Origin of the sequence: Paenibacillus xylanexedens, from assembly GCF_007676705.1 — a bacterium.
In the GTDB taxonomy this organism is placed as follows: domain Bacteria; phylum Bacillota; class Bacilli; order Paenibacillales; family Paenibacillaceae; genus Paenibacillus; species Paenibacillus xylanexedens_C.
The window spans coordinates 232,773-258,463 of record NZ_VEBF01000001.1; the positions used below are offsets into that span (position 1 = coordinate 232,773).

17 protein-coding genes are annotated in these 25,691 nt (G+C 45.3%); 5 read left to right on the forward strand and 12 right to left on the reverse strand.

What is annotated here, in order from left to right:
- Positions 1 to 6 precede the first annotated feature (6 nt).
- The 3 genes from FS628_RS01010 to FS628_RS01020 form a co-directional block, all read right to left on the reverse strand.
- A complete protein-coding gene (locus FS628_RS01010) occupies positions 7 to 897 on the reverse strand; it encodes a carbohydrate ABC transporter permease (RefSeq protein WP_127545810.1) in 891 nt (296 codons plus the stop codon).
- 15 nt (positions 898 to 912) lie between these two features.
- Positions 913 to 1,818, reverse strand: coding sequence for an ABC transporter permease (locus FS628_RS01015; protein ID WP_145317757.1), 906 nt, complete (start codon positions 1,816 to 1,818; stop codon positions 913 to 915).
- 147 nt (positions 1,819 to 1,965) lie between these two features.
- Positions 1,966 to 5,706: an alpha-L-arabinofuranosidase C-terminal domain-containing protein gene (locus FS628_RS01020; RefSeq protein WP_145317760.1), complete on the reverse strand. Its 3,741-nt coding sequence runs from the start codon at positions 5,704 to 5,706 to the stop codon at positions 1,966 to 1,968.
- Between the two features lie 383 nt (positions 5,707 to 6,089).
- Here FS628_RS01020 and FS628_RS01025 point away from each other — a divergent pair, with 383 nt between their 5' ends.
- On the forward strand, positions 6,090 to 8,507 hold the full coding sequence (locus tag FS628_RS01025) for a family 43 glycosylhydrolase (RefSeq protein ID WP_145317763.1): 2,418 nt from the start codon (positions 6,090 to 6,092) through the stop codon (positions 8,505 to 8,507).
- Between the two features lie 135 nt (positions 8,508 to 8,642).
- Here the strand turns inward: FS628_RS01025 and FS628_RS01030 are convergent, their stop codons facing one another.
- Entirely contained in the window at positions 8,643 to 9,197 is a 555-nt protein-coding gene (locus FS628_RS01030) for a helix-turn-helix domain-containing protein (RefSeq protein WP_145317766.1), read from the reverse strand.
- A gap of 129 nt (positions 9,198 to 9,326) precedes the next feature.
- On the opposite strand from FS628_RS01030, the gene FS628_RS01035 reads away from it, so the two are divergent.
- Positions 9,327 to 9,908 carry a LysE family transporter gene (locus tag FS628_RS01035; protein WP_145317769.1) on the forward strand — a complete coding sequence of 194 codons (582 nt, stop codon included), beginning with the start codon at positions 9,327 to 9,329 and terminating at the stop codon, positions 9,906 to 9,908.
- 51 nt (positions 9,909 to 9,959) lie between these two features.
- Here FS628_RS01035 and FS628_RS01040 read toward each other — a convergent pair whose 3' ends face one another.
- Positions 9,960 to 10,937 carry an MBL fold metallo-hydrolase gene (locus FS628_RS01040; RefSeq protein WP_145317772.1) on the reverse strand — a complete coding sequence of 326 codons (978 nt, stop codon included), beginning with the start codon at positions 10,935 to 10,937 and terminating at the stop codon, positions 9,960 to 9,962.
- A gap of 464 nt (positions 10,938 to 11,401) precedes the next feature.
- Here FS628_RS01040 and FS628_RS01045 point away from each other — a divergent pair, with 464 nt between their 5' ends.
- The gene (locus FS628_RS01045) at positions 11,402 to 12,379 is read left to right on the forward strand and encodes an alpha/beta hydrolase (RefSeq protein WP_145317774.1); all 978 of its coding nucleotides are present in this window, start codon (positions 11,402 to 11,404) and stop codon (positions 12,377 to 12,379) included.
- Positions 12,380 to 12,464: 85 nt separating this feature from the next.
- Here FS628_RS01045 and FS628_RS01050 read toward each other — a convergent pair whose 3' ends face one another.
- The 4 genes from FS628_RS01050 to FS628_RS01065 all read right to left on the reverse strand — a co-directional run bounded on the left by FS628_RS01050 (position 12,465) and on the right by FS628_RS01065 (position 16,767).
- The gene (locus FS628_RS01050) at positions 12,465 to 13,112 is read right to left on the reverse strand and encodes a hypothetical protein (protein WP_145317777.1); all 648 of its coding nucleotides are present in this window, start codon (positions 13,110 to 13,112) and stop codon (positions 12,465 to 12,467) included.
- 312 nt (positions 13,113 to 13,424) lie between these two features.
- Entirely contained in the window at positions 13,425 to 14,906 is a 1,482-nt protein-coding gene (locus FS628_RS01055; RefSeq protein WP_145321306.1) for a DHA2 family efflux MFS transporter permease subunit, read from the reverse strand.
- A gap of 62 nt (positions 14,907 to 14,968) precedes the next feature.
- Positions 14,969 to 15,556 carry a TetR/AcrR family transcriptional regulator gene (locus FS628_RS01060; protein WP_145317782.1) on the reverse strand — a complete coding sequence of 196 codons (588 nt, stop codon included), beginning with the start codon at positions 15,554 to 15,556 and terminating at the stop codon, positions 14,969 to 14,971.
- Between the two features lie 290 nt (positions 15,557 to 15,846).
- Positions 15,847 to 16,767 (reverse strand): NAD(P)/FAD-dependent oxidoreductase, encoded by a 921-nt coding sequence (locus FS628_RS01065; RefSeq protein WP_145321308.1) that lies wholly within the window; start codon positions 16,765 to 16,767, stop codon positions 15,847 to 15,849.
- A gap of 393 nt (positions 16,768 to 17,160) precedes the next feature.
- Here FS628_RS01065 and cyoE point away from each other — a divergent pair, with 393 nt between their 5' ends.
- Complete coding sequence (gene cyoE / locus FS628_RS01070; RefSeq protein WP_036608378.1) at positions 17,161 to 18,090, forward strand: heme o synthase; 930 nt, start codon at positions 17,161 to 17,163, stop codon at positions 18,088 to 18,090.
- Between the two features lie 113 nt (positions 18,091 to 18,203).
- Here cyoE and FS628_RS01075 read toward each other — a convergent pair whose 3' ends face one another.
- The 3 genes from FS628_RS01075 to FS628_RS01085 all read right to left on the reverse strand — a co-directional run bounded on the left by FS628_RS01075 (position 18,204) and on the right by FS628_RS01085 (position 23,734).
- Positions 18,204 to 19,973 (reverse strand): ABC transporter ATP-binding protein, encoded by a 1,770-nt coding sequence (locus FS628_RS01075; protein ID WP_145317785.1) that lies wholly within the window; start codon positions 19,971 to 19,973, stop codon positions 18,204 to 18,206.
- Positions 19,970 to 21,715 carry an ABC transporter ATP-binding protein gene (locus tag FS628_RS01080; protein ID WP_145317787.1) on the reverse strand — a complete coding sequence of 582 codons (1,746 nt, stop codon included), beginning with the start codon at positions 21,713 to 21,715 and terminating at the stop codon, positions 19,970 to 19,972. Before FS628_RS01080 ends, FS628_RS01075 begins: the two co-directional genes overlap by 4 nt.
- A gap of 783 nt (positions 21,716 to 22,498) precedes the next feature.
- Positions 22,499 to 23,734, reverse strand: a complete 1,236-nt coding sequence (locus FS628_RS01085; protein WP_145317790.1) for an MDR family MFS transporter — start codon at positions 23,732 to 23,734, stop codon at positions 22,499 to 22,501.
- Positions 23,735 to 23,879: 145 nt separating this feature from the next.
- Here FS628_RS01085 and FS628_RS01090 point away from each other — a divergent pair, with 145 nt between their 5' ends.
- A complete protein-coding gene (locus FS628_RS01090) occupies positions 23,880 to 25,646 on the forward strand; it encodes an ABC transporter substrate-binding protein (RefSeq protein ID WP_145317792.1) in 1,767 nt (588 codons plus the stop codon).
- The last annotated feature ends 45 nt before the right edge of the window (positions 25,647 to 25,691 follow it).

The window sequence follows — 25,691 nt, forward strand, 5'->3', positions numbered from 1 at the left end:
TCGATCTTATCCCTTTACACTTCCGACAACAAGACCATGAACGAAATACCTCTGCAGGAATGGGTACACGAGCAGAATCGGAATAACGGACAAAAAGATCTGGGAAGCTTGGGTGGTTCTATCCGATACCTGACTTAAGAGCGTCGCATCCTCCAGCGTCATCATCTCGCTCTGAATCATCGTCACCTGCTGTAACATGGACTGAAGATATGTAGCCAGCGGATAGCCTTCCGGGCTCTTCATGTAGATCATGCCATCGAACCAAGCGTTCCAGTGTCCCACCATGGCGAACAGCGTAATGGTTGCGATACTGGGAAGTGAAATAGGAAGGTAGATGCTGCACAGGGTGCGGAAATGTCCTGCCCCATCCATCCAGGAGGCTTCTTCAAGTTCCTTCGGCAATCCCCGGAAGAAATTAAGCATTAGAAGTACATTGAAGATCGGAACGGCGCCCGGCAGAATCAAAGCCCAGATGGAATCCAACAGCCCCGCTTCCTTAACCACCAGGTAACCCGGGATCAATCCTCCGCTGAATAACATGGTGAATACGAATATCCAGGCATAGAACGTTCTTGAACGAAATTTGGCAGCCTCTTTGGAGAGCGGATAAGCTACGAGAATCGTGAAGATCAGATTGGTCGTAACCCCCAGAACGACACGAAGAAGGCTTGTGCCGAATGAGTTCAGGAATTGCTGATTTTCCAGAATGTATTGATAGGAGGACAACGTGAAATCGACAGGCCAGAATGTGACGCTTCCCGCTTTTACCGCATCACTTGAACTAAATGAAATCGCTAATATATTCACAATCGGGAACAGGCATAACAAGGCAAGAATCGTCAGGATGACGTAGTTAAACCCTAGAAACCACCGATAGGCTCTTGAAGCATGGTGCATGATTCTGCCTCCTTTCTAGAATATCCGATAATTCGCGAACCGATAGGCCAAGAAATAACCAAGTCCGATAAAAATGAAAGACACGACAGATTTGATCAGACCCAGTGCTGTTGATACGGAATATTGTGCATCCTGCAATCCGATCCGGTAGATCATCGTATCCAGAATATCTCCTGATTCATATACCAATGGATTATAGAGGTTGAACACTTGGTCAAAGCCACCGTTAAGTACGTTACCCAGACTAAGCGTTACCATCAAAATCACAATCGGGCGAATGCCTGGCAGTGTGATATGCCATGTCTGCTTCCATCTTCCCGCACCATCCATAACAGAGGCCTCATACAGAGATTTATCAATATTAGTGAGGGCAGCCAGATAGATAATCGTACCAAATCCGAATTCTTTCCATTGGTCTGTGATGACAAGTATGTAAGGGAACCACTCGTTACTGGCCAGGAATTGAATCGGGTCAACCCCCACGGCTTTCAGCAACATATTAACGATCCCGGTACTTGGAGATAACACATCCACGATGATTCCCGCCAGAATAACCCATGAGAAAAAGTGAGGCATATAGATCACGGTCTGAATCGTTCGTTTAAATCCTGTCTTGCGAACCTCGTTGAGCAATAAGGCTACAAGTACCGGAATTACCAAGCCGGACACAATTTTCATCGTCGATATAAATACCGTATTCCATACAACCTGCGAGAACCCCGGCAGATCGAACAGATACCTAAAATTGTCCCATCCCACCCAATTCATATTTTTGAATCCGGCAATGGGAGAGAAATTCTGAAAGGCAATAGAGAGACCTGCCATCGGAATGTAACCGAATACAATAATAATGAGCAGTCCAGGCAGAATCATAAGATGAAGCGGAACGTTTCGGATAAATTGTTTGTAGTTGGAACGCATAGCTGACTCCTCCTTCAACGTTTATTATAGGAGCAGCCAGATCACCGCAATAGTGTGGGCTATTTACTTTGGGTATCTTTTGTTGACCCTCTCCCCTGGAACGCCAAAAAACCGCGATATCCGCGGTCTCTTGTTCACGATATGAATTTAATTCAGAATATCCATAACTAATACATTCACTGAATGAGCCCTTAAGTTAACCACCACCGATGTATCGGACAGTGTAATCTCCTGTTCTTGGGGAACCACTTTCTCATCATTCTTCTGATTCACATTCGGAATATGCACCAACTGATCTTCTCCAGTAAGTGTGATCAATCTGGCTGAAGCATCAACCTTTAGATCCTGAAGGCAAATCCGGGTTGATTTATCCACACCATCTGCATTCACCAGTTTCACATACACATGCCGTGCGTCCTTCGTAACGGAGTGGAATACTTCCCGGTTATAAGCTTCCAGCTTGTAATCCAGAACCTTGCTGGTATTGCGACCGTCTGTATAGGAACAGATCAGATTCTTTCCTGTATCCCCACCATAGTTAACCGTGATTGTATAATTGGTCCCATTCTCGAGTGGTTCATAGTTGGCCGCTCTCAGGTTACCTGCTGCCGAACTGGATGAATAGTCTCCCAAGGTGTAACCCTCAATCCCTTGTTTGTACACCTTCACCGCTGTGGCACTTCCCCCGTAACTGATTGCGTACTCGATGACATCCTTATTCTCGGGGGAGATATCCGTCAGTCCCACGCCGATGTAAAAACCATCCTCACCTGAAATTCTTTCAGCCTCAACGTGAACTTTGTAGTTGCTCCATTCGTCATTCAGCAGGTACAATCCGTTCAATCCACTTGTTTGTGCGCTCAAGATAAGCCCTTTTCCTGCGGTTAACGTGTATCCTTCCGATCCGGGAATCTGGTTCCATGCCTCACTAGGCTCTGTACGTTCCCTGAAATCTTCATCAAACATCAAACTGCCATCCACATTGGACGTGACCGTGACACGTTTCACCACGATGTCTGCATGACCTGTTGCAATTTCGATGCCGCCACGCGGAATGAGACTCAGCGGTTTGCCTTTGCTGTAGGTGGAGAACGAAGTCTCAAGCACCTGATCTCCTACATGTTTTGCAAAAAGCTGCTGCACATAGTAATTCGGTGTATACCACACGGTTTCATCATCAAACCAGATGCAGTCTGGCGTCCAGCGGTAGGTACCGTCCGTTAGTACTTTGTTGAACAATGGCGCATAGGCTGCCAAACGAACAACGTCTGCATTATTTTCAAATCCGGTCATGATCGCAGCTTCTGCGACCGCTCCTGCCAGCGTGTTTTTGTCCGTGGAAGCATATTCTCCAACAAATACTTTGGATGTTTCTTTCCAATCGATACTTCCATCTTCATGATAAGCCCGGTCATAATAGTTGTATCGATCTACGTTATTCAGCAAATATTCATTGGAGCGGTAGTAGTGCTCATCTGCGATGGTGTCCATATAATTGTCCTGATTTTCATACCAGGTTACCGTCTCCTCAATCACCTCAGTACCATCTGCAAAAGCAACCTGAGCTGACCCGGTGAGGTTCCCGCTGAGGAATTTCCATCCTTCCTGGTACGCATCATCATCCGCCTGAGCACCAACCGTCGAGATAATGTGCAGCTCATGATCAGGATAGTTCTGTTTCATGTACTCATCTATCGAACGTTTGAATACTTCGAAGTTGGCAAAAAATTCAGTGCCCCAGTTCTCATTACCTACACCCAGATAACGAAGATCGAACGGTTCAGGATGTCCCATCTGGCTTCGTATCGCCGCCCATTCGTTGTGTTCCAAGTCTGTACTGAGCGCAAAGTCGATCAGGTCTGTAAAGTTCCGGATATAATAATCCCTTAAAGCACCACCCGCAGGGTGAGCATAATCCGAGCGAGCCTGACATAACACACCGCAAGCCATGACTGGAACCGGAGCAGCATTGAGATCTTCCGCCAGTTGGAAGTACTCCATATAACCAAGCCCCATCGTCATCATGTAACCCCAGACATTATAATTCTCTTTGCGGAGCTCAACCGGACCCACAGAATCCTTCCAGTCATACACGTTGTCCCAGATAAATGATCCTTCCGAGATACATCCGCCCGGAAAACGCAAGAACTTCGGATGCAGATCTGCAAGTGCCTGGATTAGATCTTTTCTCAATCGATAGTTCGGGTTACCTGTGTAGTTGGCATGTGCTGTAGCCGATATGCCTTCTTCTGTCGGTTCAGCTCCCCATACATTCTGAGGGACCAAGGACACCATATCGATGGAGATGTCACCTGCAAAAGTGAGTACCAGTTGACCGAGCGCCGTCTCCGCTCCGTTCACAGTTAAGCCATATTTCTTCCATGTGTTCCCGCCTTCAATCTGCAGCGTTACCGAATCACTGATGGAAATGTCCCTTCCATCCTGCAATTGAACGGTGATCTTTCCTGCCGATTCTGCTTTTGCCCATACGGTAAAGTCATAGGCCTCACCCTGCTTGATGGACATGGCACAATGCTGGTTGGAGTCGGAGAATCCGCGATTTCGAATCGTTGCCCCATCCTGAACCGTGACATAATAAGCATTTACTTCAGGGTCTTCCACGTTAAAGTGAACGTTCAGTCCATCCGTATGCTTTACGAGCATTTTCTCCGTATCGCCTGACCAGGCAAACAAAGGCTCACGATTTCGACCTGTCGAACAACCACATTCTCCAGAGTCATGCGAGTACGTATCGAATGCAAAAGATTCAAATGATCGATTCTGAACAAGCTCTGCATAGATTCCGCCATCTGCCGCGTTGTTAATATCCTCGTAGAACAGCCCATACATGACTTCACTGATGTCAGCCACCTTCTGATCTCCGTGGATGGTGACCGTATAAGGCGGGAGATGCTCCGGCACAACAGACACGTCAAAGCGTTGACTCTGCTCACTATCACCCCTGTTCAGAAGCGCACGGAGCGTAACCTCATGTGCCGATGTGATTGCCTGAACCTCTCCGTTCTCGGACAGAACTTCCGGATCACTGGAACTCCACTGAACCGTCACTTTACCACCCAGCAAATCTGCGGGCAGTGACACATCTTTGGTGATGATTCGGTTCGGGAAGGACAAGTACTTGTCTGCCGCTAGCTTCACAATCGCTTCATCTGTGAGTGATTCACACATGACTTCAATGACTTCATCCATGGTAAGCGCTGCTTGGTAGATCCGAAAGTCGGATAACGAACCTGCAAAATCCACATCAGCTGCATACTGGGAACGTGCAATATAATTCTGGCTATAATTCTCAGGATCGGTGAAAGAGTCAAACCATTCGCGCAATTTGGCATAATTGCCACTGGACGTCTGACTGATCGATCCATCTGCCGCCTTCTCCCCGTTCACATATACAATTGGCCCTGCACTGCTCAAAGTCCCCCCGTGGCTGCCTGTTACAGAAAGTGCAATATGTATCCATTCTCCACTTGCAACTCCCCGGCTTGGGTGGACAACCAGATTATCACCAGCATATAACGTACCCAGGAGCTGACGTGTCAGAAATAAATACGGTCCCTTCTCCCCTTTACCAAAGTCAAAAATGCGTTCCCACACATTAGACCCCTTGCCCAGAAACACCCAAGTGGCAATTGTAATTCCTGTGTTATCGCTTACATCCCGAAGCAGATCCGAAGGTAATTGCAGATAAGAAGTTCCATTCGCTCCCCCGTTGAAAGTTACCGCCGATCTGCCTTTCACCTCGGATACCACAGGTAGGATTTCACCTTTGGCTATACCATCATGTCCCTTACCGGAACTGTCCTTTCCGATCTGAACGGTATCTTCGAACGTGTATTGTGCGATTAATTGATTTTGATATGAGCTCATGTTCTTACCTCCTATGTAGTTGGGGATTGTCGGTTTCCGCTTTTGATTCGTATTAATATAAAATGATTGATAAATAATTAAACACATTACTTAAACGTAATAATATCGCATCATCGATCCCAATTTCAATCCTAAATTTGAGAAAGACGACTGGTTTATTTGAATGTAATTAGCTGTATGGGCTCTTCCCGTCTCTCTTTAATTATTCATTTAAGTCTTATAAACATTATATTTATGGTTTACAAACATATAAACCAATTGATAATATAACAAATGAAAGCGCTTGATTTATGATTTGCTCCAAAGGAGGGCTGTCGAACCTTATATCGTGTGTTGCCAGTATCGGTTAATTTTTCATTCCGGGAATAGGAAAGGGGAAACGTATGAAACGTTATTGGGTACGCGTACTTAACATTTCTGTACTAAGCACCGCATTACTTACTGCAACAACTTTGGCGCCGGTCTCGGTGTTCGCAAATGCTTCAGGGACAACTGTGGGTGACTCGCAGACCTCCACCACACCAATCGCAACTCCTGCTCCATCATTCAAAAATGTTTCCGTTCATGACCCTTCTGTCATTAAGGTGGATGATACGTTTTATATTTTTGGATCTCATTTGCAAGTGGCCAAGTCCAAAGACTTTCTGAACTGGGATTTGGTCGCCTCTGGCGTTACGGATAACAACCCTGTTGTCCCCAATGTAACCAAGGAATTCGCTGAAGCCTTGGAATGGGCACAGACGGATACGTTATGGGCAGCAGATGTCATTCAATTGGCGGACGGCAAATTTTATATGTACTACAATGCTTGTAAAGGAGACTCTCCCCGATCAGCGCTCGGCATTGCTGTCGCAGACAACATCGAAGGACCTTATAAGGATCAAGGCATTCTGTTAAAATCCGGCATGTGGGATCAGATCAGTGAGGATGGGACCATTTACGATGCAACGATTCATCCCAATGTGGTCGATCCGGATGTCTTTTATGATAAAAACGGCAAGTTATGGATGGTGTATGGCTCCTACTCCGGGGGGATTTTCATTCTGGAGATGGATGCGACGACAGGCAAACCGCTGCCGAATCAAGGTTATGGCAAGAAGCTAACCGGAGGCAACCATAGTCGTATTGAAGCCCCTTACATGCTCTACAGTCCAGAAACCGATTACTATTATCTGTACCTGTCTTACGGTGGACTAGGTGCTGATGGAGGATATAACATTCGCGTAGCCCGCTCCCAAACACCCGATGGACCTTTCCTCGATGCGGAAGGAAACGATATGATCAACGTTAAGGCGGACAAGGATAAACCATTGTTTGACGATCGTTCTATTGAACCGTTTGGAGTCAAATTAATGGGGAACTTCCTGTTCGAGAGACAGATCGGCGATCCAGGCACAGGTGTGGGAACCGGCTATGTCTCGCCAGGACATAACTCTGCTTATGTTGATCCGGAGACTGGCAAACAATTTCTCATCTTCCATACCCGGTTTCCAGGGCGTGGCGAAGAGCATGAAGTTCGCGTACATGAGATGCATATGAATGCAGATGGTTGGCCCGTTGTTTCGCCGTATCGCTATGCGGCTTTGGGAGAGGATACAACGCAACTGACAACGCAGGATATCGCTGGCCAGTACCAATGGGTGAATCATGGTAAGGATATCACGGCAGACATTAAGCCATCCCAGACCGTTCAGTTCACGGCAGATGGGCAGATTCATGGTGCAGTGACAGGAACATGGAGTCTTGGCGCAGACAACAAGGTTCAGATCACATCGAATAACGTTGTGTACAAAGGTGTTTTCACACATGAATGGAATTCAGAATCTCAAAGTACGGTTCTGACCTTTAGTGCTCTCTCCTCCTCCGGGATTGCCATCTGGGGAAGTCAAGGTGTTGAACGGAGTGATCAGGACATTGTTGATGCGGTGAAAAAGGATCTGAGCATTGGTAATACGGATCATGTGTTCTTCAATCTGTCTCTGCCTACAAAGGGAACAAGTGGTGCAGACATTACGTGGAAAAGCTCCAACCCGTCGGCTCTATCCGCTACAGGCGTAGTACAGCGACCACGGGCTGGTAAGGGCGATGCCAAAGTCAAATTAACCGCCACGATTCGTAAAGGAACTGCGACAAGCTCCAAAACGTTCAATGTTATCATTCCACAGCAAGCGGTAAGCCCATTGCTCGGGGAGTATACTTTTGATCACAAGAAACTTGGCAAAGTCGCACAGGATTACAGCAAAAACGGATATCATGGACAAGCCTTTAACGTGGTCAGCTCTACTCCTGGTGACAAAAATCAGGCTGCCACTTTCAATGGGACCGACAGTTTCATCCAGTTACCTGGACTCGTTACAGATACAACAGACTTCACATTTAGCGCCTGGGTCAACTGGGATGGCGGCGGGTCCTGGCAACGTATTTTCGATTTTGGAAATGGATTAACCCGACATATGTTCCTCACGCCCTCCCAGCATAATGGCGCATTACAATTCACCATTCATAATGAGGGGCGGGACCAGAGTCTGATTGCTGCAGATCCACTACCTTCCAAAGAGTGGGTTCATGTGGCTGTAACCCTTCAGGGTGATGTGGGCACTCTATATGTGAATGGCACATCGGTTGCAAGCAGCTCCGAGATCACCTTTAACCCGAAAGATCTGCATGTGACGGAGGCTTATGTGGGCAAGAGTCGTTATGCGTCTGATCCGTTCTACAAAGGCAACCTGGATAACGTAAGCGTGTATGATAAAGCATTAACAGCTAAGGAAATCCAGCGTCAGGCCAAAGAAAAGCCTTAACTCAGAGTCCCCTATCGCAAGCGGTTGGGCTCCATAGTGCAAACATCAATAAAGCAGCCAATGTTTTGAACTGAACCCTTTGTTAGACATGACTAACAAGGGAGTTGCAGTTCATTACATCAGGCTGCTTTATTGTCACTTCGAATAATGTATAACCATGTTTAATTTGTTCGTCTTCGCACCGGAGTTAACATAGGCATGAGGCTTGTCCGCTCCAAAACGGATCGACTCCCCTGAACTCACCGTATATTCTTCCGCCCCTACCCGAATCGTAACTTCACCTTCAAAGACCATAATAAATTCTTCCGTACCTTCGATATGCGGTTCAGCATTCAACGCAGACTTGGGGTCCATCTCCATCATGTACATTTCAAAGCGGCGTCCTTCTTCAAAAGTAAAATGCGGATATATTCGAACCCTGCCCTCGTCTTCCATCAATACTTGAATATCATCGCCCGTTACAACGGTAGTATCTGACTTCGGCTCGTGGATCAAAGCAGTGAAGGAGGTTTTCAAGCCGTTAGCAATCTTCCATACGGTTGCAATCGATGGATTGGATTCACCACGTTCAATCTGACCAAGCATGGTCTTACTAATGCCAGACATCTCTGCGACCTTGTCCAAACTAAGCTTTCTTTGTTCCCGAAGCTGTTTCAGGTTCTGAGCAAGAATACTATTAATATTTTTCAAAATCCATCCTCCTTTTTTTATATTTATGTTGTGCTATATAACGTACATATTGTACAATAATAAAGACCGTACGCTATAACGTACATTTTAGGTCATTATATCATACAACCAAGAAGACGTGGAGGATACATGAACATCATACCTTTAGTGACATACGCAATCATCGCTTCATTTACACCTGGACCCAACAACATCATTTCCATGACGCACGCAAGAAATCAGGGGTTCCGAAAGACCCTTCCGTTTATTGGAGGAGTTGCAGCTGGCTGCCTGCTTATTATGTTTCTGTCCAGCTATTTCAACCTTATTCTTCATCAATACATCCCAAGAATCACACCTGTCTTGAACGTGTTAGGATGTGTGTATATGCTCTATCTGGCGCTCAAAATCATGCGAAGTAAACCTGCAGATTCGCAAGAAAACAAGGTTAATCATTATTCATTTCTATTCGGGTTCACCCTGCAATTCATCAATCCCAAAGTCATTCTGTATGGGCTTACTGCCATATCCGTTTTTGTTCTGCCTCTTGGACAGTCCCATGTCCAACTGATCGTATTTTCCTTGCTGCTCACCTTCATCGGCATTAGTGCCAATATGACCTGGGCGTTCGGTGGTCTGTTATTCCAGAGCTTTCTATTGAGATACGAGCGGCCTGTTAATATCGTCATGGGTATGTTGTTAATTTACAGTGCACTATCGATCCTGATGTAAAATGTAATAGAAAAAGCGTCCACTCATTCGATGAGCTGAACGCTTTTATTTTTATCCTAATTCCGGTCTCCACCATGGATGTATAGGATAATCCTCCGTATGAAGAACAACCTTCTCGCCGATTTTGGGTGTTGCAATCTTGACTTTCAGGGCATGTGCAGCCTTCGTGATTCGTTCAACCGGTTCATTCCAGGCATGATAGGCGAGCGTAAATGCGGCCCAATGAATCGGGATGAGCAACTTACCACCTACATCCAAGTGCGCTTGTACCGTTTCTTCCGGCATCATGTGAATGTTGGACCAACGCTCATCATATTGCCCACATTCCATCAACGTCAGGTCAAATGGACCGTATTTACTGCCAATCTCCTTGAAATGAGGACCATATCCGCTATCTCCACTAAAGAATACCTTCGTATGTTGTCCAGCGATAACCCACGAACACCATAAGGTAGAATTACGGTCGAATAATCCTCTGCCCGAGAAATGGCGAGCTGGCGTGCAAGCGAATGTTAAACCTTTGAATGATAACTCATCCCACCAGTTATGCTCAGTAATCTGTTCTGAAGGCACACCCAGTTGAATCAGTCGACGACGGACGCCCAGTGGCACGATAAATCGCTTTGTTTTATCCTTCAATCTGCGGATGGAGTCATAGTCCAGATGATCATAATGGTCATGCGATATAATGATTGCATCCAGCGTTGGGAAACCCTCCGGTTGAATGGGTAGATTGGTGCTGTAACGTTTGGTACCCACCCAAGACACGGGTGATGGACGATTGCCCAGCATCGGATCAAAGAGCAATCTGTGACCTTCAATTTCAAGCAAAAAGGCCGAATGACCGAACCATGTAACCTGTGGATTGTCGGATGCATGAATGGTTTCAGCAGGTTCACATATCTCCATAGGCATCATGCCCGATGGCCTCCGCTCTACATTGCCACGCATGGAATCTCTCAATATACTGATCAGGGACTTAAAGTTCATGCCGGCTGATGTCGGGATCTGGTTTTCGTATTTTGTCATTGTGCATACCTTCTATTCTATATAATCAACCTGTGATTCAACTTTTGAATAAGATATATTCAACTATATCAGGTGAACTACACATTAACACTAGAACGTAGAGGGTAGAAATAACCTGAAGAAGCGGAGCTAAAAGCTTTCTGTGGAAAGCTACTTCGTAAGCATAAACTCGCCTTTATCACCAGATTTTCACCTTTGTAAAAAGTGAATCAAAAAATCTGGGGATAACAGTGATCGGAAGGTTATTCTGACATCGGAGTGACCAGTGTAAATATTCTTTAGTTCAACTTATATCGTAGCTTTATATTAATTCATTGGCTGTTGATATTCAATTTTCGGTAGAATTCAACTATCCCCGCATGATCGAAGTAGATTCAATTAAGATAGAATTAAGACTCTGTTTTCTCTCGTATAAGATTGGGCATATATGATAGAGAAAATACATGGAGAGTATGTGAGAGAACATGAAGAAATGGCGCAAAAGATTAGTTAAATTTTTGATATTCGACCTGGCGGTAGTTCTGTTGCTTCTGGGTACTGGCGTGATCTACCAACAAGTGGGTTTAAGGCAGGATGCCAAAATACTCGTACCCCCTGGAAAACTGTACAACGTACATGGTGACAATATGCATCTATATACCGGTGGAGAAGGCGATGTAACGGTAGTACTTGCCTCCGGCTGGGGTACCGCTAATCCTTATGTAGATTATTATCCATTATATGAAAAGCTTGCTCCCAACACAAAATTCGCTGTATATGACCGATTTGGATACGGGTATAGTGATCGAACCGATAAGAAACGTGATGTCGATACCGTAGCAGAGGAATTACACGAGTTGTTGCAAGTATCTGGACAGAAGCCCCCTTATGTATTGGTTGGACATTCACTCGGCTCGCTGGAAACCATCCGTTTCGCACAGAAGTACCCGGATCTCGTGAAAGGCATCGTCATGATCGATGGCGGAAGTCCCGAATACTATTCCAATGACGATGATACCTTGGCGGATACCATTGGTGGGTTTGCAAACAAGTTACGTATTCAAACTGGACTATTCCGCCTCTCCATGCAATCTGACTTGGTTGTCGAGACTTCCAATGCCAATCGAAATGAACTGAAACTTGTACCCGACGATCTAAAAAAATGGGATACAACTGCCCTCTTGTACAACTATGGCAATGCCAACACATTGGATGAGTTACGTGAAATAGCAGCCAATGCCAAAGTGGTCGTGGATCACAAGCAAACGTTACCGTTTCCTCTCACCATACTGACCGCTGATTACCTTGGTGCCAGTGAACCCGATTGGGATAAAACTCAAGTTGAATTTAAGTCCTGGTCGAATGAATCCAAACAAATCACACTCAAAGATACGGATCATTACATCCATCAATATCGCCCTGACCTCGTAGCCGACGAAATATTGGCCCTGGTGAAGAAGTAACTTACACTTAGCTAAGGTAGGGATACTCTATATTGCGAAAGAAACCCCAAAGATTCTCCAATCTTTGGGGTTTTGACTATGAACATTATTGTGCTATCGCCAGTCTTGGTCGCTGGGATCTGAAATCATTGAAGGCTTGTTCGATCTCAGATGACGTGAGCTGGTGACGGTAAAAGTACTGCTGCATCGCGTCCATCTCGTCTCGATCCCCATTGTAGATGTTTTCAATTCTCTGAATTACTTCCTTATACAGACTCTCCCGCCTGGACCTTACAGGTTCACACAACCAAAAGTCCGTTCTTTTCACATCTCCTGTCTCCGTCCAGAGCAAATTCTCATATCGGATGACATCCCAGTCCCAATATCCAGCATGAATCTGCTGAAGTTCCGTTGTTAATATATCGTATATTAAGTGGTGAGGAACGTGTCCATACTTCGCACGGTATTGTTTCAGACTGAATGCTTCAATCCATTCGGTCAGCGTGTACTCCCCTGGTGAATACGCATACAATTTGGGTGCATACGTATTGCCTTGCAATGACAGGAGAGCTTCACTTTCCATTTCTCCATCCAACTTTGCACGTGAAGCATATACCTTGAGACAGTAATCTTGCAATCTATATACAACCGAGCTATTACTGATAAGCGAAGCCTGTAGAGTCAGGTGGCCATTTTTTTCGTAGTGCAACAGCATCTTTTCGATGTTATCGCCAATGGGATTAATGATGATCATAACGTTGTCTCCTTGAGTATAGATAAAATATAAACCGTTTTCGAAATAGTTCAAAATTGCACTAATACATTCTATATTACCCTTTTACATTAATATGAACATATACAATCTTGCCGGAACATGAAGTATTTGCTCTGAAAATCATTCTTTTGAACCACCATCGTCCGGCTATATTCTTACTCTAATGGCTGTAACCCGTTTCACGTCAACACAAAAAAAGACAATATGTAAAAACAAAAAAAAACGATGGGCTCCTATACTAGGAACCCATCGCTCTTATATTATATCGGGTTATTCATGTTACTTAATGGATTAATGCATAGGACCTTGTTGTCCTGGCGTTGATCCGACTTTGACCCGTTTCACGAAGAGTGAAGTAATCAGACCGATAATCGACAGTACTAATGCAAATACAAACGCATTCTGTACACCTGACGTGAAACCTGCCAGTTGATTCTCAGGACTTTCCGGATTCGCCACTCCGCTCAAAAAGCGGGATTGTCCTGCGCTCAGTATACTTACTGCAACAGCCGTACCAATCGCTCCGGAAACCTGTTGCAACGTATTCATGATGGCAGTACCGTGAGGATAGTACTCACGTGGTAATTGGTTCAGACCATTCGTCTGTGCAGGCATCATAATCATCGAGATTCCGACCATCATGAACACATGCAGCGTAATGATTTTGGCCAGTGTTGTTGTTGGTGTAATTCCAGTGTACATGAAGAGTACAACCGTTACGACAGCCAGACCAATAATCACAAGCCACTTCGGACCGAACTTGTCAAACAGTCGGCCCATGACCGGAGACAGTAAACCATTCAGCAAACTACCCGGCAATAGAACCAGTCCGGCAGTTAACGCTGTAACAGCCATACCTTGTTGCAGATACATTGGCAGGATCAGCATGGATGACAACATCATCATCATACAGATGAAAATCAGGATCAAGCCAATTGTAAACATCGGATATTTGAACGCTCGCAGATCCATCATTGGCTGTTTCATTCTCAGCTGACGGATGCTGAATAACAACAAGGACAGCGCACCAATGACGATAGTGGAGATAACAACCGGACTTGTCCAGCCACCGCCAGTTTCTCCATGTCCTCCTGCACTACTGAAGCCATATACGATACCGCCAAAGCCCACTGTAGATAAAATGATGGAGAATACATCAATTTTGGGCTTGGTCAATTTCGAAATATTCGGCAAGAACAGCAAACCGCATACCAGTGAGATCAGGAAGAACGGCAAGGAAATCCAGAAGATCCAGTTCCAGCTCAGATTAGCCAGAATCAGACCGGAGATACTCGGACCGCTTGCTGGTGCAAACATGATAACCAATCCGATCAAGCCCATGGCCGCGCCACGTTTTTCAATCGGGAAAATAACCAATATGGTGTTAAACATCAGTGGCAACAATAGCGCTGTACCTATCGCCTGCAATACCCGTGCCACCAACAGAATTTCGAAACTAGGTGCAAGTGCAGCAACAAATGTTCCTGCAATCGAGAATATCAAGGATGTTGTAAACAGCTGTCTTGTGGTAAACCATTGCAACAGCATACCGGATACCGGTACCAGGATTCCCAACACAAGCAAGTAACCTGTGGTTAACCATTGAATCGTTGTAGGACCTACTTCCAGTAGAGTCATAAGTGGCGTCAATGCCACATTTAATGCCGTTTCTCCAAACAGGCCAATAAAGCCGCTCAGCAGCATGGCGAACAAAATCGGAAATACCTTGTATTGCTGTGTTTCTTCTTGATTCTGTACAGAATCAGCCTTCATGGAAACCTCCACGATCCCATCCTCCTCAAACGTATCGAACTTTCTTTTTCTCTTGGTATAACTTATTGAATCTGTCTGGCATTTTTCGCCACAACCGACAAATAATCAGCAGCCGTCAGCAGAGGCTGTTTATCCTGATTCGTCAGGCTGATAATCAGTGCTCCCTCCATCAAGGAAATGACCAGAAGTGATGTCTCCCGCGCCTTCTCTTCACCAATACCATCCATAATCAGATGTTTCGTAATGACATCCTGCCAACCTGCGAATACACCCTGACAGGCAATGCGTAGCTGATGGCTGATGCAGGATGTCTCCACGGCTGCCCAGAAGCTGAATGGAAGGAATCCGGTAAAACCAGCTTCTTCCGTTTCATGAGCCATATCGTGTATGAATCGCTGAATTCCATCTGCCGTATTGTCATGAGCTGCGAAGGTTTCTTCAAACTTTTGCAGGATATGTTCATTGGCTTTTTGAATACACTCGTGCGCGAGCTCTTCCTTGCCTTGCGGGAAATAATGATACAACGACCCTTTCGGCGTACTACTCTCCTTGATGATCTGATTCAGACCGGTCGCATGATATCCTTGTGAAAAAAACAGTCTCGCTGCTGTGCTGACAATGGACTCTCTAGCATTAGACTTTTCACTCAACGAAAGCCACTTCCTTCAAATAATTATAACAATCGGTCTATATAATTAAACTCGTTCAGATCAGGACTGTCAATCATTTTTATTTCAAATTTTAATGTAAACGCCACCATCTTTCTTATACCAGATCTCAGTATTTGTGAGCATATTTTCTATTTTCAGATATGGGCTCATTTTGCATCGCTTCATTAATAGAGAGAGAACCACTCCATATGAACCTGTTGTGACAATAAACAGGGGATTGCATAAACAATCCCCTGTTAAAACCTGATCCGTATTGTTTACTTACCAAACTAGTGAATGTTCTGTGCATTCCATGCTTCCACATTCAGCTCATTATTCATGCTTACCGCTGACAACGCCCCCAGAGAAGCAGCCGTGATTGCCTGATACAACTCGGATGCTGCATCACCAGCACTGAATACACCCGGAACGGATGTTTTGCCAGTTCCATCAACGACAACCGTTCCGGAATCTGTAATTTCGCAACCGATGGCCTTCGGCAGTTCTGATCCGGTAAACAATTTCGGTTGGAAGAAGACACCCGTGCATGGAATTGCTGTACCATCATCCAGGACAACTTGCTTTACCATCCCCTCTTCTGAGTCAATGGATTGAACTGGTGCATCGAATACAGTAACATGATGCTGTTTCAACTCTTCACGCTGTTCATCGGTTAATGAACCTGATCCATTCGTGCAGATCGTATAATGTTCTGTCCAGCCGGATATGACTTTTGCCATATGTAATGCATTATCACCATTAACGATAATGACCAGCTTCTGGTCTCTTAGTTCCCATCCATCACAATACGGACACACAAAAGCACTTTTGCCGTACACCTCTGTTAACCCGTTGATGTCCAAGGGCAGATCTTTCTTACCCACCGCAAACAAAATCTTTTTCGTACGATAATTTGCCCCCTGTGCAGTTGTGATTCGAAAATCACCATCGCTACCTGTTATCGCCGTTGCTGTATCGGATGCAAATTGAACTGAGGGATATGCTGCAATCTGTTCTTTGGCTGCTTTGCGGAATTCTCGTGGGCTGGCCCCATCTCTTGTCACAAACCCATGAGTCTCCCTTGTAACCCAGTTTCGCGGCGTCTCATCGTCTATGACAACTACGTTCTTACGAGCCCTGCCAAGTACAAGTGCTGCATTAAGCCCCGCTGGTCCTCCACCAATAATAAGTACATCCAAGAGTTGATTCATATTACTCATATTATTCACCCTTTCCAGACATTTAATATCTCTAATTTATCTTTAAAAATAACCTCCGTTTTCTCTAAAGAAAAGTAATATCGGAGATTGACGAGAACATATTTAAACAAGACCATTAAAGATATCTTATATCTACAATAAACAAAACCTGAGCATTTTGCAAGACATATCTTCATCCCTCCTCTTCACCCCAGCTGGGATATCACAGGAATTTTCTCCTGTAACACAGAAATAATTATTTAACAATTAAAAAAAACCTTGTTTTTAAATTGTTCACAATCAAATGACATTATTTTAAATACTAAAACGTTAATTAAATCACATAGTGTATTGAATGGTATAATAGCGACATAATATATAAGTATAGATATAGGAAGTGAGTTCTTGAAAACATTGAACAATGGTTCACAGACCAATATCAGCCTGGAGTATAGCTCGATTCCGAAAGTTTTCTTCGATACGATCAAAATCGGAATCATCAAGTCCAACCTGATCGCCATGTTTGCGGGTTTAAGTTTGGCTTTATATGTATTTGATGCTTCAATCTTAGCTAATATTGTACCGATCATCCTTTCCTTTATTGGATCTTCCCTCATTATTGGGGCAGCAGGGGTGTTTAACAATCTGTATGATCGTGATATTGATGCGATCATGGAACGTACGAAGAAACGTCCTACCGTTACGGGACGCGTAGATACCAAGTCGGGTCTGATTCTCGGTATTGCAATTACCATCATCGGGGGCATCATGTTGTACATCGCTTCCCCATCCGCTGCTGTATTTGGTATTTTGGGTCTGTTGCTTTACGTGTTCCCATACACCATGTGGACCAAACGTACAACGATCTACAACACGGAAGTGGGAAGTCTTTCGGGTGCTGTGCCCCCGCTAATCGGTTGGGCAGCCATTTCACCGGAACTGGGTCATTTTGAGATCTGGGCATTGGTCGTTACGATGCTCTTATGGCAAATGCCTCACTTCTACGGGATTGCGATTCGTCGTTTTGACGAATACAAAGCTGCTGGCGTTCCCATGCTACCTGTCGTTAAAGGTATTAGACGGACATACATTCAGACGAATGTGTATCTGGTACTGTTATTGATCTCCAGCTTTTTATTCTGGCCGATGAGCCCATTTGTTGCTATAGTAGCATTTTTGGTTAGCTTGGCATGGCTCATTCTTAGTGTGGCTACCTTTGATAAGAAAGAAACAGAGAAATGGTCCAAACGGATGTTTATCTTCTCCATTAACCATATCACTATTATCTTCCTGGTTATCATTGCGTATTCGTTGATTGCTCAAATGATGAGATAAAAATATTCCATCGTTACACTCGTTATAACAATAAAAAGCCTTACAGACTGTACTCTTCAAGGAGTCGTCTGTAAGGCTTTTTTGCTTTTTATTGTTTTTGCTAAGTTTCTAAGCTACCCGACTTTCGCGGGTGTTTGCTCCCCTTGCCACAGCAGCTGCATCTCTTCATTGGTGGCAAGCAATTCAGCCAAACTTCCCTCAGCTTCAATGCGTCCATCTTTCATCACGATAATATGATCTGCTTTGGAAAGTGCTGCTCTACGGTGGGATACCGCGATACAGGTTACATCCGGCTCTTGGAACAGCCCTTCCCATACTTGTTGTTCTGTCTCCACATCCAGTGCACTGGACAGATCGTCAAAGATAAACAGGTCCGCCTCCGTCATTAACATGCGTCCTGTAGCTGCGCGCTGAATCTGACCACCTGACAGCATGACCCCTCTTGGACCAACCGAGGTCTCAAGCCCCTGATCCAGATGCTTGATATCCTTTTCCATCACAGCCAGACGAATTGCTTTTTCAAGCGAATGCTCAATGTTACCCTGCTTGCCCTGTACGATATTTTCTTTCAGCGTATCACTGAACAATCTGGGCACTTGCGGGGTATACGCAGCTCTAGGCGGCATCAGGAACGTGGCTGGATCAACAGCTTTTCCATTCCAGTGTATGTCTCCTTTTTGCTTGGGTAATAGTCCTAGAAGTGTTCGTACGAGTGTTGATTTACCTGAGCCAATCCGTCCCGTAATGACAAGAAATTGTCCGCGTTTCAGACGAAAACTGATTTCTTGAATCCCATTTGCAGAATTCGGATATTGATAAGTTAGATTTTTAACCTCAAGAGATTGCAATTTCTCCTTGGGATCTCTCAGTTCACTTACCAGTTCTGGCGGATCTTCATACAGATAGATTTCTCTCGAATCCATGATCTGGTCTTCTTCCCCTGGGCGGAATAGCTTACGCATACGATCATAGGACACCCTGAGCCTTTTGTGTTGAAACACCATATAGCCAAACAGTGATATGCTAAATCCGATATTGGCAAGATAACTGGTGAATAAGGCAAAATCACCGACAGTAAAATTCCCTGCTTTCATCTCAGCTGCACACATCAGTAGAATCAATCCGGTACAGATACTTAGAACATGCTGATTCAATGATCTCATCCACTGTTTGAACAGATTATCCCGAAGTGCAGCTTGGCGACGACTTTCATTAAGCTGGTTAAATCGCGTGGAGACATTCTCTTCGGCCTGACCCAGTTTCAGGGCTTGAACGGCTCTAAACGTTTCCGCAATAAAGCTGGTAATTCGCCCGGTCGCTTCGCGATTAACCTGTGCGTACTTCCGAGCCCGATTCCCGGACAGATTGTTGAGTAAGGTCACGACCACCAGTGGCAGTACGGCAACCAACGTAATTTGCAAATTAATGTTCGCCATGATGATGATGGATACGATAGCAAATACGAGCCGCCCCCAGAAATCCACCCATGATTCTACATACTCGACGACTTCATCCACATCATCTCGAAAGCGACTCATCGCCTCCCCGGGTGAAGCCGGAAGATTACGCCCCGGCCAGCGCATGATAGCTGCGAGCATATTGGTACGTAAAATGGCTTGAATATGATACAAATAGGTAACCCACGCATAGAACGCTACAAAAAATGTGCCCACTCGTGCCATTCGCACCAGAGCAATAAAGATCAGCGGCACAGCTAGCCACATGTAGTCATTTGAACCCGCTGTCGTCCGATCAAAAAACCACTGCATTCCGATCCCGATGGCTAACGGCAAGGAATGAAATATGCACCATAACAATCCGTTGATCACAAATAACAACGGCCTGAATTGAAACAAACGGCCTATAAATCCTGCTACAGTCATGCCAATTCCTCCTCTCGGCCTGTAATCAGCAGTCTGGCATAATGGGATGCCGGGTTACTGGCAAGTTCTTCTCTTGCTCCAAATTCCAGCACCTTGCCATCTCCAAGCACCATAATTCGATCTACTTTTTCCAGCGTAGCCAGTCGGTGTGCAATGATGACTCCGGTGGATTGTTTCATTAACTGGTCAATCGCAGATTGAAGCATGCCTTCTGTAGCAGCATCCAGACGTGACGAAGGCTCATCCAGAATAACCAGACTCGGTTCGGTCAGGAATACGCGGGTTAGAGCAAATAACTGTGCTTCCCCTGCCGACAATGAAGCTCCACCTGCTGCCAGATACGTATCGAGTCCTGCGGGCTGTGAATCAATCCATTGACTTAGTCCAAGTCGGTCCGTGGTCTCCTTGATCATATGATCCGAGACATCCCCATTGAATAGAGTAAGATTATCACGCAACGTGCCATCAAACAGCTGCACATCCTGTGTCACCATGCCCACGCGGCGATAGAGCGCTTGTAAAGAAAGCTTCGTGATATCTGTTCCACCTACACGAATCGTACCACGATCCAGATTATACAGGCGGAGAAGAACACGACTTAGACTTGATTTGCCGCTACCTGTGCGACCAATAATACCCAGACGTTCACCAGGCTTAATTGCAAAATTAATGTCCTGTAATACAGGTTTATCCTGGTTATAACTGAAGTGAACCTGACTGAACTCCAGGCCAAGTGGTCCTTCAGGCAATTGCTCTTCTGTGCCCTCTTCAATTACACTCTGCATGGACAACAGCTCTCTGGAGCGAAGCATACCGGATTTTGCTTTTTGGAACTCTTGCACCTGATCTCCAAGCATTTCAATTGGATCATTCAGCATCTGTGTATATTGGTAGATCAAAAATAATGTTCCGATACTAATTAGACCTTCCATATAGTAATGCACACCCAGCAAAAGCACTGCAGTTACTGCCAGAGCGAACAAAACTACTGTGGTATTCCAGGGAATAACCCGAAGCAGCCAGGCTTTTCTCCCCTTACGGAATACGGTGCGCATCGTGCGGTAAAAGCGGTTCATCACATAAGGCACATGACCATTCGCTTGCACATCCTCAATCCCGGCAATTCGTTCTTCAATTAATCCGAACAAGGTAGCACTGGCCGCCCGCTCATTTTTGGAAGAATCCACTCCCAGATTTCGGATGAAGACCATGAACAGGATCGATAACAAGGTAAACACGGTCATGACCAAAGCAATGGGCACGTTGACGCTGAACATGAACCCGAGAATTCCGGCCAGCAGCACAAAACTCCCGATCACTTGTACAATGAACATCGCGAAAAAATTGGAGATACTCGTTACGTCACCATCCACACGTTCAATCATCTCTCCAGGTGTTTTCACATTATGAAAACGCATATCAAGACGCAGGCAGTGCTTCAGCAAATCTCCGCGCAGTTGATTCGTAGCCCGCCAGGCCACGTCGTTTCCCAGATAACTGACCGCTACCGTGATGAGTTGATTAATCACAGCGACCACCAGAAATAGTCCTGCGAGCTGAATGAGGTTGGTGAGGACTCCCCCACTTGCGGCTGTATCAATAAATCGTTTGATAATCTGTGGATTCAAAAGCTGAAGTCCCGTTGAAGTCAGCAACATGATCAAAAGTACGGCGAGCCGTCCTTTAACGGGTTTCAAATAGCGCAGCAACCATGACATGGAGCGTTTTTCTGTTTTGGGCACAGGTCCCACCTCTTCATCGGTTTATTTATATAAAATGACTAAAGAACATTGCACTGCAACTACGATGACAGAATAACCTTTCGATCGCTGTTATCCCCAGATTTTTTGATTCCTTATCTATAAGGGAAAATCCGGTGATAAAGGCGTGTTTATGCTTACGAAGTAGCTTTCCACAGAAAGCTTTTAGCTCCGCTTCTTCATGTTATTTCTGTCCTCTCCGTTCTCGTGTAATTATTAAGTTCGTTTTATATCGTTGTTCTTCGGCTACTAGGATGAGTCATACATAATGACATAAAAATCGGCATTTCCCGCCCATAATTGATATGTAGAACGTAAGTTGACCATTGTACATTCTCCTTTTAACAGGTTAGTTTTTTTATAAAATAACGCTTCAAACGCTCCTTTCCATGTGAACAGATTGGTGGAATGCATGCAAAAAAGCCATAGATGAACTAATGTTCATCTACAGCTTGTAACCAAAAGAGATCGGATGAAATGCACCGCATTTCTCCAATTCTCCTTTGCATCGCAATAATGATGAGCGTCCACGACAGGAGTGCACAAACATGACTGTCCCAACGCGATCATTGCAAAAAATTGGATTAATGTCACTATGCTCATGCGTATTCAGTTATCGATTCGAAATCTGGTTCGGCATAAACATAATCATCATCCCACCCGTTTCACATATTTGTTGTTTATTGTATTCGCTGAATAAACATCCGTCAAGATAATTTTAACTAAATTGTTATTTAATTCATGTCATTAAACTTCTACGTTCCCCTACATACTCAATGATGTGGGTTCTGTTTGTTTCTCTCTGGCGACAAGACGTCTATGTGCTATCAGAAGAAAAGGTACTCCGAGTGCAGTCGTCAGCGCAATCGGTACAAATACAGCGAGTCCATTCTCTGCTCCAAATTGACTTAACAGTAACCCGCCCATGACAGGAGCAATGACACTACCGATATTATTGAAGCCGATCGTCCCGAAATACGTTCCTTTCCATTCAGGCTTCGCAATCCGGTCAATGAGCATATCCATCATCGTGAACAACAGCACTTCCCCAATGGTAAATAGTATGACACTCATCATCATCATGAGTACACCTTCAGCGATTCCGACCATCATCAGACTGGTTGCGACCAGCAGGTTACCCACAATCAGAGGAACAAGCGGTGGAAAGTTTCGGAATGTTCGCACAAGCGGATACTGAATAATCAGTACCGTCACGGCATTCAGGGAAAGCATGTACGAGAACATCTGGCTTCCATTTTCAAAGATCGGGCTCCTCGCCAAGTACTGTGCCAACGTAGAACTGAAATGTCCGTAACCCAGCACACAAAATGTGGTACCAATCAACACCGGGAGAAATACCCGGTCGCGACCGGTGGTCATCAGCGCTTCACGCAAACGTGGGGCGGTAGCCTGGTGACGCTCGGGCAGATTGGCATGCTGTAGCTTGAATTGCAGAAATAACACAAGTCCATAGGCTATGTATACCATACCTGAAATTACAAATGGAAACGTCGATTCAGATGACCCCAGTTGAAAGCCGATAATTGGCCCAAATACTACACCAAGATTAATGGCAGCATATCTGAGGTTGAATACCAGCAACTTGTTCTGCGGAGAAGTAATATCCGATAATAGTGCTCTCGAGGTTGGTTCAAATACAGCACGGCATAACCCGTTTAATGTATTGGCCACAAAGAACACCCATAGATGCTCTGCCGCTGAGAAAATAAAAAATACACCTGCCCAGCTAAATACCGAGATTAACATCACGATTTTGCGACCGATCCGGTCCGAGATATAACCTCCGTAAAAGCTGACCATCACACCTGCCAGCGAGCTGACCGCAACGGTAATACCGGTCTGTGTTGGGGTTGCCTCCAGTACACGTGTCAGATAGATGGATAGAAACGGAATACTCATTGACGTCACAAGACGTCCAAACATGGTACCAACAATGATCGTCCATGCCAAGGGGTGAATTTGCCTTAAATATTGCTTCATGCGAACTTCTCCTATTCTTTCTAGATGCTTCAAAAACGGACTTTTTGAACTACCTCTACTAATGTATAATTGTAAGGATAAAAGGGGGAAATAAAAGTGTAAACATATGATCACACTTTTCACCTTTAATAGAGGAGTCGTGACCATGGATACCATACATACGCACTTTGTAAGGCTCGCCGGGGCCGAACAACTTTCTTTCAAACTTCATGAACCTGTAGCGGTGACGATTGACAGCCTGTCCGCCACCTTGTGCTGCACCCCTCGTAATGTGAAGTTCATTCTCAGAAAATTGGAGGAACAGGGCTTCATCCATTGGCAACCGGGACGTGGTCGTGGACATCATTCGGAGCTAACGATGCTGCGTAGCTTGAATGAGGCGCTGGAAGCGAGTTTTACGGAACTTCTGGGTAAAGGCAAAATGAAAGACGCGATTGAACTCATCGGAAACGTGCAGATGGATGATGCACTGCGAGAACAACTCATGCTCTCCCTCCATCAACAGATGGGATTTCACGGCCACAATGAAACGGCTTCAGGTCAGGATATCCTGCGTATCATGAGGTCACGCCAGTTGGGCGATCTGGACCCCGCTTTTGTCTATACTGCATTTGAAACCTATTTGCTGAGCCAAGTCTGTAATACATTGATCACTTATGATGCCAAGACGGAATCATTCCTGCCAGCTCTGGCTCACATGTGGGAGTGCAGCGAGGACCATCGCTTATGGACTTTCTATCTCCGAAAAGGTGTACGTTTCCACAACGGCCGTGCTATGACGTCCCGGGATGTACAGGCGACGTTGCAACGATTGTTTGATGTGAATAGTCCCTCTATCTGGTTGTATCGGGATATCGAACGTGCGGAAGTAGCCGGTGATTACTGCATCAAGTTTGTTCTTCGTCGACCTAATCGGTTTTTCTTGCATCTGTTCAGTTGTATTCGGATGACGATCCTGCCCTACGATTACAATGTAACCAATACCTTGATGGGAACTGGCCCTTTTCAGATTACAGAACAGAATGAAGATGTGCTGGAGCTTGCCGCTTATGATGCATACTACGGCATCCGGCCTCATCTGGATCAAGTGCATTTCTGGTTTGTGCCAGACCTAAGTCCGAATGATCGCTACTATGAGCTACCGGGCACAGATCGATTGAGTCTGGCAACTGGTTGCGATCACACGAATAGCATCAATTATCCTGCGCTGGGTTGTCAGTATATGCTGTTCAATTTTCACAAGGAAGGCATCCATCATCATCCCCTATTTCGACAAGCCCTGCGTATCGTCTATGATTCGGTTGCGCTTGTCCAGGATCTCGGTGGGAATCGGATCACACCAGCCAGCAGCTTCCTGCCCTGGAATAGTGCAGCCCAAGACTGGACCGTTGCCTCTCTTGAGCAAGCTCGTGAATTACTCTATCGCTGTGGATACCAAGGTGAAACGATAACATTATCGTATAAACATAATAAGGATGCAGACGTTGCGGAGTGGTTCCAGTATCGTGCGCAGTCCATCGGTCTGAACATTAGCATGCAGGCCGTTGTGGATTATTTCAACTCAGAGGAAACTACGAACGCGCAATTGATCTTGGCTGAAGAGATCCTGGAGGAAGACTGGCAGTACGGCATGATTCATTTCTTCAAGAACCTGTCCAATCATTTTCATATGTGCATGTCTCCTGCTTTCCAATCCCTGTTGGATGACAAACTGGATCATTTCGCCCAGCTCCATCGGGCAGACCGTACGGCACTCTTGGATGAGGCGGAAGCTTTACTGCGTGATCACTGTTGGATCTTGCATGGCTGTCACATGAACAAGCAAGCTGAGCTGGATCAGAGCATCTTCGGCATGCAGACAGCGGAATTCGGATATATGGACATCTCCAAACTGTGGATCAAAAATCCTTAGGCATCCTTTCATGAGTGAAGTCAAAAACAAAGAGCCGCTAACTTA